This is a genomic window from Pseudomonas sp. CH235, assembly GCF_004368175.1.
Lineage (GTDB): Bacteria > Pseudomonadota > Gammaproteobacteria > Pseudomonadales > Pseudomonadaceae > Aquipseudomonas > Aquipseudomonas paraglycinae.
The window spans coordinates 238,451-251,440 of the sequence record NZ_RRZJ01000003.1; the positions used below are offsets into that span (position 1 = coordinate 238,451).

Annotated in this window: 11 protein-coding genes and 1 tRNA gene; 10 read left to right on the forward strand and 2 right to left on the reverse strand. The window is 60.5% G+C overall.

What is annotated here, in order from left to right:
- Window positions 1-78: 78 nt before the first annotated feature.
- The 5 genes from pheS to EIY71_RS04995 all read left to right on the forward strand — a co-directional run bounded on the left by pheS (window position 79) and on the right by EIY71_RS04995 (window position 4,309).
- Window positions 79-1,095 carry a phenylalanine--tRNA ligase subunit alpha gene (gene pheS / locus EIY71_RS04975; protein WP_011333387.1) on the forward strand — a complete coding sequence of 339 codons (1,017 nt, stop codon included), beginning with the start codon at window positions 79-81 and terminating at the stop codon, window positions 1,093-1,095.
- A 26-nt stretch (window positions 1,096-1,121) separates the two neighbouring features.
- On the forward strand, window positions 1,122-3,500 hold the full coding sequence (pheT, locus tag EIY71_RS04980; RefSeq protein ID WP_129973551.1) for a phenylalanine--tRNA ligase subunit beta: 2,379 nt from the start codon (window positions 1,122-1,124) through the stop codon (window positions 3,498-3,500).
- Window positions 3,501-3,503: 3 nt separating this feature from the next.
- On the forward strand, window positions 3,504-3,806 hold the full coding sequence (gene ihfA / locus EIY71_RS04985; RefSeq protein WP_002553164.1) for an integration host factor subunit alpha: 303 nt from the start codon (window positions 3,504-3,506) through the stop codon (window positions 3,804-3,806).
- Window positions 3,787-4,143 (forward strand): MerR family transcriptional regulator, encoded by a 357-nt coding sequence (locus EIY71_RS04990; RefSeq protein ID WP_003179985.1) that lies wholly within the window; start codon window positions 3,787-3,789, stop codon window positions 4,141-4,143. Before ihfA ends, EIY71_RS04990 begins: the two co-directional genes overlap by 20 nt.
- A gap of 89 nt (window positions 4,144-4,232) precedes the next feature.
- Window positions 4,233-4,309 (forward strand) — tRNA-Pro (locus EIY71_RS04995).
- A 143-nt stretch (window positions 4,310-4,452) separates the two neighbouring features.
- Here EIY71_RS04995 and EIY71_RS05000 read toward each other — a convergent pair.
- Entirely contained in the window at window positions 4,453-5,574 is a 1,122-nt protein-coding gene (locus EIY71_RS05000) for a Gfo/Idh/MocA family protein (protein ID WP_134020745.1), read from the reverse strand.
- A 120-nt stretch (window positions 5,575-5,694) separates the two neighbouring features.
- Window positions 5,695-6,615, reverse strand: a complete 921-nt coding sequence (locus tag EIY71_RS05005) for a MurR/RpiR family transcriptional regulator (RefSeq protein ID WP_085747795.1) — start codon at window positions 6,613-6,615, stop codon at window positions 5,695-5,697.
- A gap of 308 nt (window positions 6,616-6,923) precedes the next feature.
- Here EIY71_RS05005 and iolC point away from each other — a divergent pair, with 308 nt between their 5' ends.
- Genes iolC through EIY71_RS05030 form a run of 5 tightly spaced genes read left to right on the forward strand, consistent with a single transcriptional unit; the run spans window position 6,924 to window position 12,984 of the window.
- Complete coding sequence (iolC, locus tag EIY71_RS05010) at window positions 6,924-8,861, forward strand: 5-dehydro-2-deoxygluconokinase (RefSeq protein WP_134020748.1); 1,938 nt, start codon at window positions 6,924-6,926, stop codon at window positions 8,859-8,861.
- A gap of 43 nt (window positions 8,862-8,904) precedes the next feature.
- Window positions 8,905-9,798 (forward strand): myo-inosose-2 dehydratase, encoded by an 894-nt coding sequence (gene iolE, locus EIY71_RS05015; RefSeq protein ID WP_134020751.1) that lies wholly within the window; start codon window positions 8,905-8,907, stop codon window positions 9,796-9,798.
- Window positions 9,795-10,604, forward strand: a complete 810-nt coding sequence (gene iolB, locus EIY71_RS05020) for a 5-deoxy-glucuronate isomerase (RefSeq protein WP_085747792.1) — start codon at window positions 9,795-9,797, stop codon at window positions 10,602-10,604. Before iolE ends, iolB begins: the two co-directional genes overlap by 4 nt.
- 30 nt (window positions 10,605-10,634) lie before the next feature.
- Window positions 10,635-12,137, forward strand: a complete 1,503-nt coding sequence (locus EIY71_RS05025) for a CoA-acylating methylmalonate-semialdehyde dehydrogenase (protein ID WP_134020754.1) — start codon at window positions 10,635-10,637, stop codon at window positions 12,135-12,137.
- 25 nt (window positions 12,138-12,162) lie between these two features.
- Window positions 12,163-12,984 carry a TIM barrel protein gene (locus tag EIY71_RS05030; RefSeq protein ID WP_102688400.1) on the forward strand — a complete coding sequence of 274 codons (822 nt, stop codon included), beginning with the start codon at window positions 12,163-12,165 and terminating at the stop codon, window positions 12,982-12,984.
- Window positions 12,985-12,990 lie beyond the last annotated feature (6 nt).

Here is a 12,990-nt window from a genome sequence, read left to right on the forward strand (position 1 = left end):
GTGGGGCCAGGTGTTAAACGTCATAAATAGGGGAAGAGCCTTCAAGCTCTTCCCCTATTTTGTATCTGGAGTCTGTACATGGAAAACCTGGATGCGCTGGTCTCTCAAGCACTAGAGGCTGTGCAAAGCGCTGAAGATATCAATGCCCTGGAGCAAATCCGGGTTCAATACCTTGGCAAAAAGGGTGAATTGACTCAGGTGATGAAGACCCTGGGGAATTTGCCGGCAGAAGAGCGTCCGCAGGTCGGCGCCCTGATCAACGTTGCCAAGGAACGTGTTACAGGCGTTCTCAATGCGCGCATGGCTCTGTTTGAAGAAGCCGAACTGGCTGCCAAACTGTCTGCCGAATCGATTGACGTGACCCTGCCGGGCCGCGGTCAGACCTCCGGTGGTCTGCATCCGGTAACCCGGACTCTGGAACGTATCGAACAGTTCTTCACCCATATCGGCTACGGCATTGCCGAAGGCCCTGAGGTTGAAGACGACTATCACAACTTCGAGGCGCTCAACATCCCAGGCCACCACCCGGCCCGGTCGATGCATGACACCTTCTATTTCAACGCCAACATGTTGCTGCGCACCCATACCTCGCCGGTACAGGTCCGCACCATGGAATCGAAAAAGCCGCCGATCCGCATTGTCTGCCCAGGCCGTGTGTACCGCAGCGACTCCGATATCACCCATTCGCCGATGTTCCACCAGGTCGAAGGCCTGCTGGTCGATCGCGATATCAACTTCGCCGACCTCAAAGGCACGATCGAAGAGTTCTTGCGGGTGTTCTTCGAGAAAGAGCTGGCGGTGCGTTTCCGTCCTTCGTACTTCCCGTTCACCGAGCCTTCCGCCGAAGTCGACATGGAATGCGTGATGTGCAGTGGTAAAGGCTGCCGCGTCTGCAAACAGACCGGCTGGCTGGAAGTGATGGGCTGCGGCATGGTTCACCCGAACGTGTTGCGCATGTCCGGGATCGATCCGGAAGAGTTCTCGGGCTTCGCCTTCGGCATGGGCGTTGAGCGTCTGGCCATGCTGCGTTACGGCGTGAACGACTTGCGTCTGTTCTTCGACAACGACTTGCGGTTCCTCGCGCAATTTCGCTAGTCGTAACGAATTCTTAGGAGAGCAGGATGAAATTCAGTGAACAATGGCTGCGTGGCTGGGTCAGCCCGCAGGTAGATCGCGACGCGCTGGTTGCCCGTCTGTCGATGGCCGGTCTTGAGGTCGATAGCGTTACGCCGGCCGCCGGTGTTTTCAGTGGCGTGGTGGTGGGTGAGGTGCTGAGCACCGAGCAGCACCCCGATGCCGACAAATTGCGCGTGTGCCAGGTCAGCAATGGCGCGGAAACTTTCCAGGTCGTGTGCGGTGCGCCAAACGTGCGTCCAGGCCTGAAGATTCCGTTCGCGATGATCGGTGCCGAGCTGCCGGGCGACTTCAAGATCAAGAAGGCCAAGCTGCGCGGTGTCGAGTCCAACGGCATGCTGTGCTCGCAATCCGAGCTGCAGGTCGGTGAAGGCAATGACGGTCTGATGGAGCTGCCGGCCGATGCGCCGGTGGGCGAAGATTTCCGTGTTTATCTGGACCTGGAAGACGCCAGCATCGAAGTCGATCTGACTCCGAACCGTGGCGACTGCCTGTCCCTGGCCGGTCTGGCCCGTGAAGTCGGCGCGCTGTACGACGCTCCGGTCACTCGCCCGGTGGTGATGACCGTTCCGGCTGTGCACGATGAAGTGCGCTCGGTAGAAGTCCTGGCACCTGCTGCCTGCCCGCGTTACCTGGGCCGTGTCATCCGTAACGTTGACCTGTCCAGGCCGACGCCGCTGTGGATGGTTGAGCGTCTGCGTCGCGCCGAAGTCCGCAGCATCGACGCCGCCGTCGACATCACTAACTACGTGATGCTCGAGCTGGGCCAGCCTCTGCACGCCTTCGATCTCGCCGAAATCAATGGCGGCATCCGTGTGCGCATGGCGGAAGAGGGCGAGAAGCTCGTTCTGCTCGACGGTCAGGAAGTCAGCCTGCGCAGCGATACGCTGGTGATCGCCGACCACACTCGCGCTCTGGCGATTGCCGGCGTGATGGGTGGCGAGCACAGTGGCGTTTCCGCGACCACTCGCGACGTGTTCCTTGAAAGTGCGTTCTTCGACCAGATCGCTGTCGCGGGCAAGGCTCGTTCGTATGGTCTGCACACTGACGCTTCGCACCGCTATGAGCGCGGTGTGGACTGGCAACTGGCCCGTGAAGCCATGGAGCGCGCCACCGGCCTGCTGCTGGAAATCACCGGTGGTGAAGCCGGCCCGATCATCGAGACCGTCAGCGAGCAGCACTTGCCGTCGATCGCGCCGATCACCCTGCGCGCTCAGCGCATCACCCAGATGCTGGGCATGGAAATGGATTCGGCCGAAGTCGAGCGTCTGCTCAATGCTTTGGGTCTGAAGGTTTCCGCCGACGGAGCAGGGCAGTGGCGCGTAGAAGTGCCAAGCCATCGCTTCGACATCAGCCTGGAAGTCGATCTGATCGAAGAGCTGGCTCGTCTGTACGGTTACAACCGCCTGCCGGTTCGTTACCCGCAAGCTCGTCTGGCGCCACAGGCCAAGGCCGAAGCGCGCAGCGATCTGCCGGAGCTGCGTCGTCTGCTGGTTGCCCGTGGCTACCAGGAAGCGATCACCTACAGCTTCATCGATCCGAAGCAGTTCGAGCTGTTCAACCCGGGCGTGGAGCCGCTGCTGTTGGCGAACCCGATCTCCAATGACATGGCCGCCATGCGTTCGTCGCTGTGGCCGGGTCTGGTCAAGGCGTTGCAGCACAACCTCAACCGTCAGCAGGATCGTGTTCGTCTGTTCGAGAGCGGTCTGCGCTTTGTCGGTCAGCTGGAAGGTCTGAAGCAAGAGCCGATGATCGCCGGTGTGGTATGCGGCAGCCGTCTGCCGGAAGGCTGGGCGCAAGGTCGCGATACCGTGGACTTCTTCGACGTCAAGGCTGACGTAGAAGCAGTGCTGGGCTTTGCCGGTGCGCTGGATCAGTTCACTTTTGCACCGGGCAAACACCCTGCGCTGCATCCGGGCCAGACCGCACGCATCGAGCGGGAAGGGCGTGAAGTCGGCTTTATCGGCGCGATTCACCCTGAACTGTCGAAGTCCCTGGGTCTCGACCGTCCGGTCTTCGTCTTCGAGCTGGTTCTGCCTGAAGTCGCTCTGGGTAAAATGCCGAAATTCCACGAGTTGTCGCGCTTTCCTGAAGTGCGTCGTGACCTGGCACTGATTGCGCACAAAGACGTTGCAGCCTCGGCTGTACTGGACGTAATCCGTGAAAATGCAGGCGAATGGCTGACAGACCTCAGGCTATTTGACGTATATCAGGGTAAAGGCATTGATCCTGATAGAAAAAGCCTCGCAGTCGGCTTGACCTGGCAGCATCCATCGCGCACTCTTAATGACGATGAGGTGAATTCGACGACGCAAAATATCCTCACCTCGCTCGAACAAAGGTTGAACGCCACGTTAAGGAAGTGACGTATGGGGGCTTTGACGAAAGCTGAGATGGCGGAACGTCTGTATGAAGAGCTGGGCCTGAACAAGCGGGAAGCCAAGGAATTGGTTGAACTGTTTTTCGAGGAAATCAGGCACGCTCTTGAAGACAACGAGCAGGTCAAATTGTCGGGTTTCGGCAATTTCGACCTTCGGGACAAACGCCAGCGGCCTGGCCGCAACCCGAAAACGGGGGAAGAAATCCCGATCACGGCTCGCCGTGTGGTCACCTTTCGTCCAGGGCAGAAGTTGAAGGCCCGAGTTGAGGCTTATGCTGGAACCAAGTCATAACGACGAACTCCCCGTCATCCCGGGCAAACGCTACTTCACCATTGGTGAAGTCAGCGAGCTGTGTGCGGTAAAACCGCACGTGCTGCGCTACTGGGAGCAGGAGTTTCCTCAGCTCAACCCCGTCAAACGCCGCGGAAACCGCCGGTATTATCAGCGCCAGGACGTGCTGATGATCCGGCAGATCCGCGCGCTCCTTTACGATCAGGGGTTTACCATCGGCGGCGCGCGACTGCGTCTGTCCGGCGATGAAGCCAAAGACGACACCACCCAATACAAGCAAATGATCCGCCAGATGATCGCCGAGCTCGAAGATGTTCTGGTGGTTCTCAAGAAATAATTTCCTGCTTTTAAATACTTCCAGTTTTCAAAAGCTTGCGATATATTCTTGAGCGTTCTTCGAGATGGAGAACGAGTTTCAAACCTAGTCGGGGCGTAGCGCAGTCCGGTAGCGCACTAGCATGGGGTGCTAGGGGTCGAGTGTTCGAATCACTCCGTCCCGACCATATAATTCAATGACTTAGCCCAACTTTAGCGAGTTGGGCTTTTTCATGCGCAGGGACTTTTACAGGGGATCCAGTTTACTTCCTCATCAAAGTCCGACACTCAAGCCGATCACCTAGATCGGCTTTTTTGTGCCCGCACAAAACTACCCAGTGATTTCACTGACAGACACCCAGCGTCGTTCCTCAGCCGCGACCCGAATCGCCGTCGCCAGCCTCTCAACTTCTAATGCCTCTTCAAAATCAGTCCCGGTCTGCCCGCTCCCGGCCAACGCCATGATCAGCTCATGCACTTCCAGTGTCTTCAGCTCGTTGTAGCCCAGCTGATGCCCCGGCGCCGGGCTGAACGCGGCGTAGCCGGGCAAATCCGGTCCGGCGAGTAAACGCTGGAAGCCACCTTCGCCGGCGCGACACAGGCGTAGCTCGTTCAAGCGCTCCTGATCAAACGCCAGGGTGCCTCGGGTGCCGCTGATCTCGAAGCTCAGATGATTCTTGTAGCCATGCTTGAGCCAGCTGCTGCTGAAGGTACCCCGCGCGCCACTGGCGAAACGCAGCAAGGCATGGGCCTGATCGTCGACCGCAATGCGACGTCGTTCCTGGCTGCCGGTTGTGGTCGGGCGTTGGCCATGGACTGTCTGGGAGTCGGCGCACACCGCTTCGACATCGCCCAGCAGGTAGCGCGCCATGGCGAGCAGGTGGCTGCCCAGATCCGCCAATGCTCCACCGGCATGTTCCGGTTCGCAGCGCCACGACCAGGGGGAGGCCGGATCGGCCATGAAGTCTTCGCTGAACTCACCTTGAAAGCTGATGATCTCGCCGAGTTCGCCACTCAGGATCAGCTCTCTCGCCAGGCCGATGATCGGGTTGTGCTGATAGTTGTAGCCGACCCGGGTGACGACGCCGGCATGCTTCGCCGCCACGTGCATGGCATGAGCTTGCTCAAGATTCACCGCCAGCGGCTTTTCGCAGTAAACCGGCTTACCGGCGGCGAGGGCGGCCATGGCCATCGGGTAGTGCAGGTGATTGGGAGTGGTGATGGCGATCAGGTTGACCTTGGGGTCGTCGATCAATCGCTGCCAGTCGCCATGGGCTTGATCGAAGCCCCAGGCGGTTGCGCAGGCTTGTGCGCGTGCGGGATCGGCGTCAGCCAGGGCGGCCAGGCGAAGGGTGAAGGGCAGTTCGAATGCCCCGCTGACGTTGCGAAAGGCCAGGGCGTGGGCGCGCCCCATGAAGCCCGTGCCGATCAGGCCGATTCCGAGTTCACGCATGACAGGATCCTTTGAGTTTTTGTTTTCAGAGATCCTGTTTATAGAATAAATATTCCCTGTATTCAAATAATGGAATAAATATTTTGAATTGCCACATTCGTTGAGATGACGGTGCTCCGATCAGTCCTCGAACCCGACCTGCTCGTGAATCTCGTCCACCTTCAACTCCAGTCGATAGGCCACGGCGATAAACAGCGCCTGGCAAAGGCACAAAGTCGCACTCAAGGATCGGAACGCAAACGAGCTACCTTCATTGACCAGCAGCAGGGTGTTGGCGCGCTTGGCCAGGGGCGAGAGATTGCTGTCAGTGATGATCAGGGTTTTCGCCTGATGGTGCTGGGCGATGCGCAGGCAGTGCTGGGTTTCCTTACCATACGGCGTAAAGCTGATGGCGATCACCAGGTCATTGGCGCGCACGCTGCGCATCTGCTCGCGATAGCTGCCGCCGAGGCCCGAGACCAGATGAATGCGCTTGTTGGTGTGTTGCAGGTTGTAGACCAGATAGTCGGCCACGGCGAACGAGCGGCGCACCCCGACCACGTAGATATTGTCGGCATTGACCACAAGATCCACGGCCTTTTCAAAGGCCTGGTCATCCAGTTCCTGGCCCAGGCGTTCGATGCCCGAAAGGGTGGCGTCGATGCACTCGCGGGCCAGGTCGCCGCCGCTGGCTTTCTGCGACTTGTTGGCGATCATGCTGCGAATGCGCTGCTGGTAGTTCTGTACCGGCGTGGCTTTGTGGGTATACGCCTCGCGGAACAGCGCCTGCATTTCACTGAATCCGCTGAAACCGAAACGCTGGGAAAACCGCACGATGGCCGACGGGTGCACTTCGCACTCGCGGGCGATGTCGCTGATGCGGTCGACCATGATCCGGTCGCTTTGCTGGCTCATGTAACTGGCGATGCGTTTGAGCTGGCGCGGAAGGCTTTCGTATTCAGTGGTGATGAGCTGCAGCAGACGCTCGGCATTGATCGGGGGGCTGGCAAGATCGCTCTCGGGCGTGCTCTCGGCGGTAGCCGGCTGATCGGTGCTGGACATAAATAATCCTTTTGGCTTGTTCTTATAGGGACGGTTACGTCTCGTCCCCTGACAATAGTTTGGCTGTGCGCAGTCTACAGGCTCGGCCCGGACAAAATCTTGGGCTTGCGCCAGCGGGATGCCTGCTGAAACGATGCACTGCGTCTGGAGCGCCCGCACTGAAGCTTATTGGAAAAAATATTCCACGTGAAAAATAATTGGAATATTTATTGATTGTTCGATCCGGCTCGTTTTAGTCTGCATCCACCAAGAGTGTCCGGCGCGGTCACCGCGTTGGGCACAGGCTGATAAAAATAACAGGAGCCAGCATGGGCCAGACTCGTTTTGCCAGTGGACGTCAATTGGATCTGATTTGCCTCGGACGCCTCGGCGTCGACCTCTATGCGCAGCAAGTCGGGGCACGGCTGGAGGATGTGAGCAGCTTCGCCAAATACCTCGGCGGCTCGTCCGCCAACATCGCGTTCGGCACCGCCCGGCTGGGGCTCAGGTCGGCGATGCTGAGCCGGACCGGCGACGATCATATGGGGCGTTTCCTGATCGAGTCGCTGGCCCGTGAAGGCTGCGATGTCAGCGGCATCAAGGTCGATCCGGAGCGACTGACCGCCATGGTGCTGCTGGGTCTCAAGGATCGGGAAACCTTTCCCCTGGTCTTCTACCGTGAGAATTGCGCCGACATGGCGCTGCGGGCCGAAGACATCAGCGAAGCCTTTATCGCCTCCAGCAAAGCCTTACTGATCACCGGCACTCATTTCTCCACCGATGGCGTCTACAAGGCGAGCACCCAGGCGCTGGACTACGCCGAAAAGCACAACGTCAAACGGGTGCTGGACATCGACTACCGCCCGGTCCTGTGGGGACTCGCCGGCAAGGCGGACGGCGAAACCCGTTTCGTTGCCGATCAGAACGTCACTCAACATGTGCAACAAATCCTCCCGCGCTTCGACCTTGTGGTCGGGACGGAAGAAGAGTTTCTGCTGGCCGGCGGTTCCGAGGATTTGCTCACCGCCCTGCGCAATGTCCGGCGCTTGAGCGCAGCGACCTTGGTGGTCAAGCTCGGTCCGCAAGGTTGCACGGTGATCCACGGGGAGATTCCACAACGTCTTGAAGACGGCGCGATTTATCCCGGCGTGCGGGTCGAGGTGCTGAACGTACTGGGCGCCGGCGATGCGTTCATGTCGGGTTTCCTCAGCGGTTGGCTGGAGGATGCCAGCGACGAGCGTTGCTGCCAGTTGGCCAACGCCTGCGGTGGTCTGGTGGTGTCGCGCCATGCCTGCGCGCCGGCGATGCCGACCCGTGCCGAACTCGATTACCTGTTCAGCAGCCCGGTACCGATTACCCGGCCGGATCAGGACGTCACCCTGCAACGCCTGCATCAGGTCAGTGTGCCGCGCAAACAGTGGAAGCAACTGTTCATCTTTGCCTTCGACCATCGCGGACAACTGGTGGAACTGGCCCAGAAGGGCGGACGCGACCTCGGCGCCATCGGCGAACTCAAGCAACTGTTTATCAAGGCCGTGGAGCGGGTCGAAAACGATTTGCGCGAGCAGAGCATCGAAGCCGATGTCGGGCTGCTGGCGGATCAGCGTTTCGGTCAGGACTCGCTGAACGCCGCCACCGGTCGAGGCTGGTGGGTGGCGCGGCCTGTCGAGGTGCAGGGCTCGCGGCCGTTGGCCTTCGAGCACGGGCGCTCGATCGGCAGCAACCTGATCGCCTGGCCGCAGGAACAAATCATCAAATGCCTGGTGCAATTCCATCCGGACGACGAACCGATGCTGCGGCTGGAACAGGAAGCACAGATCAAGGCGCTGTATCAGGCATCGCAAGTCAGCGGTCACGAACTGCTGCTGGAAATCATCCCGCCCAAGGATCACCCCTCACCGCATCCCGACGTGTTGTATCGCGCGCTCAAGCGCCTCTACAACCTGGGTATCTACCCGGCGTGGTGGAAGATCGAAGCGCAGAGCGCCGAGGAATGGCAACAGCTCGACGAACTGATCCAGGCGCGCGATCCCTATTGCCGAGGCGTGGTGCTGCTGGGCCTGAATGCCCCGGCATCCGCATTGGCCGAAGGCTTCCAGCAGGCCAGTCAGAGCCAGACCTGCCGCGGGTTCGCCGTGGGCCGGACGATTTTCCAGGAACCGAGCCGCGCCTGGCTGGCCGGCGAAATCGACGACGAGACGCTGATCCGTCAGGTACAGGGCACCTTCGTCGAGCTGATCGATGCCTGGCGTACAGCCCGGGCCTGAGCCGCGGTTGAACATTCTAGAAATAACAATAAAAGGTGCAGCCATGCCCGCTATCCGAATTGGCATCAACCCGATTTCCTGGAGCAACGACGACCTGCCGTCCCTCGGCGGTGAAACGCCGCTGAGCACCGCCCTCAGCGAAGGCAAGGCCATCGGTTATGAAGGCTTCGAACTCAACGGCAAGTTTCCCAAGGACGCCAAAGGTGTTGGCGACGTGCTGCGTCCGTATGACCTGGCGCTGGTGTCCGGCTGGTATTCCAGTCGTCTGGCGCGGCGTTCGGTGGCCGAGGAAATCGATGCGATTGCCAGCCATGTCGAGCTGCTGGCGAAGAACGGCGCGAACGTGCTGGTTTACGGTGAGGTCGCCGATTCCATTCAGGGCCAACGAATTCCGCTGGTCGAGCGCCCGCGTTTTCATACCGAACAGGCGTGGCAACAATACGCCGACAAGCTGACCGAGCTGGCGCGCTTCACCCTGTCCCAGGGCGTGCGTCTGGCGTATCACCACCATATGGGTGCCTACGTCGAATCGCCGTCGGACATCGACACCCTGATGGCGTTGACCGGTAATGAAGTCGGGCTGCTGTTCGATTCGGGCCATTGCTACATGGGCGGTGGTGAACCCTTGCAGGTGCTGCGCAAACACCTGTCGCGCATCTGCCACGTGCATTTCAAGGACGTGCGCAAACCGGTGGTACAACTGGCGCGCAACAACCTGTGGAGCTTCCCCGACTGCATCATCAACGGCACCTTCACCGTGCCAGGGGATGGTGACATCGACTTCTCCGAGTTGCTGGACGTGCTGCTGGCGGCCGATTACCACGGTTGGCTGGTGGTCGAGGCCGAGCAGGATCCGGCAGTGGCGCCGAGTTATGTCTACGCGAAAAAAGGCTTCGACACCTTGCGTGCGTTGCTCGACGCGAGGACTGCACGATGAGCCTGCTGGTCAAAAGCAATGCCCGTGGCCGGACCATGGTCGAGCTGGCTGAAGGTGAGCTGCAATACGTCGGTTTCGCCGCCTATCGCTTGAGCCTGGGTGAAACCTTGCCTGTCGCAGCGGGCGACAAGGAGCTGTGCCTGGTGCTGCTCAGCGGCCGGGTCGGCATCCACGGCGAAGCGCCGGGGCAAGGCGCCTTCAACTGGGACAACCTCGGTGATCGCCAGTCGGTGTTCGAAGACAAATCCCCGTTCGCCGCGTACCTGCCACTCGGCAGTCAGGCGCAGGTGGTGGCATTGAGTGATGCGCAAGTGGCGGTTTGCGCCGCTCCCGGTTCGACCACCACGGGCCTCGGCCCGCGCCTGATCAGGCCTGAAACCATGAAGCGCAGCGTGCGCGGCAAGGGTGCCAATACTCGCTATGTCTGCGACATCCTGCCGGACAGCGAGCCGGCCCATTCGCTGCTGGTGGTGGAAGTCCGTACGCCGTCGGGGCATTCCTCGAGCTACCCGCCGCACAAGCACGACACCGACGACCTGCCGCACCAGAGCTTTCTCGAAGAAACCTACTACCACCAGATCAACCCGCCCCAGGGCTTCGTGTTCCAGCGGGTCTACACCGACGACCGCAGCATCGATCAGGCCATGGCCGTGGAAAACAGCGACCTCGTGGTCGTGCCCAAGGGCTATCACCCGGTCAGCGTGCCGTATGGCTACGAGTCCTACTACCTGAACGTGATGGCCGGACCGAAACGCGTCTGGCAGTTCCATAACGACCCTCAGCACAGCTGGCTGCTGGATCTCTGAATTCCAACTTTCGCACGGAGAACAAGAACAATGGGCGACGCCCCGGTCATAGGCCACTACATCGATGGTCAGGTGCAGGACAGCGGTAGCGAACGATTCAGCGATGTCTTCAATCCGGCCACCGGTGCCGTTCAGGCGCGAGTCGGGCTGGCCAGTCAGAAGACCGTGGACGCTGCTGTCGCTTCGGCGCTCAAGGCATTCCCGGCCTGGTCCGAGCAATCGTCCCTGCGCCGTTCGCGGGTGATGTTCAAGTTCAAGGAATTGCTCGATCGTCATCACGACGAACTGGCCGAAATCATCAGCCGCGAACACGGCAAGGTGTTTTCCGACGCCAGGGGCGAAGTCACCCGAGGCATTGAAATCGTCGAGTACGCCTGCGGTGCGCCGAGTCTGTTGAAGACCGAGTTCAGCGACAACATCGGCGGCGGCATCGACAACTGGAACCTGCGTCAGCCACTCGGCGTCTGCGCCGGGGTCACGCCGTTCAACTTCCCGGTGATGGTGCCGCTGTGGATGATTCCGCTGGCGCTGGTTACCGGCAACTGCTTCATCCTCAAACCGTCCGAGCGCGATCCGTCCGCCAGTTTGCTGATGGCTCGACTGTTGACCGAAGCCGGTTTGCCGGACGGCGTGTTCAACGTGGTTCAGGGCGACAAGACGGCGGTCGACGCCTTGCTGCAGCACCCGGACATCGAGGCGATTTCGTTTGTCGGTTCGACGCCGATTGCCGAGTACATCCACCAGCAGGCCATCGCGCGCGGCAAGCGGGTGCAGGCGCTGGGCGGCGCGAAAAATCACATGATCGTCATGCCCGACGCGGATCTGGATCAAGCGGCGGATGCCTTGATCGGCGCCGCTTACGGATCGGCCGGTGAGCGCTGCATGGCGATTTCGATTGCGGTCGCGGTCGGTGAAGTCGGCGATCAACTGATCGCCAAACTGCTGCCGCGGATCGATCAGTTGAAAGTCGGCAACGGTCTGCAAGGCGACAACGACATGGGCCCGCTGGTCACCGCCGAACACAAGGCCAGGGTGGAGGGTTTTATCGATCAGGGCGTGGCTCAGGGTGCGCAGCTGATTGTCGACGGCCGGCACTTCAAGGTGCCGGGCGCCGAGGCGGGCTTTTTCGTCGGCGCGACGCTGTTCGATCACGTCACCACCGACATGAGCATTTATCAGCAGGAAATCTTCGGCCCGGTGCTGGGCGTCGTGCGCGTGCCGGATTTCGCCAGTGCCGTGGCATTGATCAACGCCCATGAATTCGGCAACGGCGTGTCGTGCTTCACCAGCGATGGCGGGATCGCCCGCGCCTTCGCCCGCAGCATCAAGGTCGGCATGGTCGGCATCAACGTGCCGATTCCGGTGCCCATGGCCTGGCACTCGTTCGGAGGCTGGAAGCGCTCGCTGTTCGGCGATCACCATGCCTACGGGGAGGAAGGCATTCGTTTCTACAGTCGCTACAAAAGCGTGATGCAGCGCTGGCCCGACAGCATTGCCAAGGGCCCGGAGTTCAGCATGCCGACGGCCAAATAAATCATCTGCGCGGAGAACAACAAGAATGAGTACTCCACTGCGTTTTGCCCTGAACCGAATGGTCGCTCCACGTTTGTCCCTGCCGGCGTTCATCGAATTGGCGGTGACCCTCAAGGCCGACGCCATCGAGATCCGCAACGACCTCAAAGGCATCGAGATCGAGGACGGCACCGCGCCCGGACACGTGCGTGAGTTGTGCACGGCACATGGCATCAGCGTGCTGTCGATCAACGCGTTGTATCCGTTTGACGTGTGGAATGACGAGCGCCGCGCGCAGGCCTTGAAACTGGCGGCCTATGCCCGCGATTGCGGTGCGCGGGGGCTGGTGATGTGCCCGTTGAACGACCGCGCCGATCCGCGCAGCGTCGCCGAACGAGCGTCGGGCCTGCGCACCGCGTTGAGTGAGCTGGCGCCGATCCTGCGCGATCACGGCCTGCTGGGATACATCGAGCCGCTGGGTTTCAAAGCCTGCTCGCTGCGCCGCAAACGCACGGCGGTGGAGGCGATCAAGGCAGTCGGCGGGCTGGATGTGTTCCGTCTGGTTCACGACACCTTTCATCACCATTTGGCCGGTGAGCAGGAGTTTTTCCCTGAGCTGACCGGGCTGGTGCACATCTCCGGTGTCGAGGAAACCGAGGCGCCGCTGGCGACCCTTGGCGATGGTCACCGGGTGCTGGTGGGCGCGGACGACATTCTCGGTAACGCGGCACAAATCAACAGCCTGCTTGCTGGCGGCTACAGCGGCTACCTGTCGTTTGAACCGTTTGCAGACAGCGTCCATGGCCTGGCGGATATCCAGACGGCGATCGGCGCGAGCATGGAACACCTGAGCAAATCCCTGGGTTGACAGTGC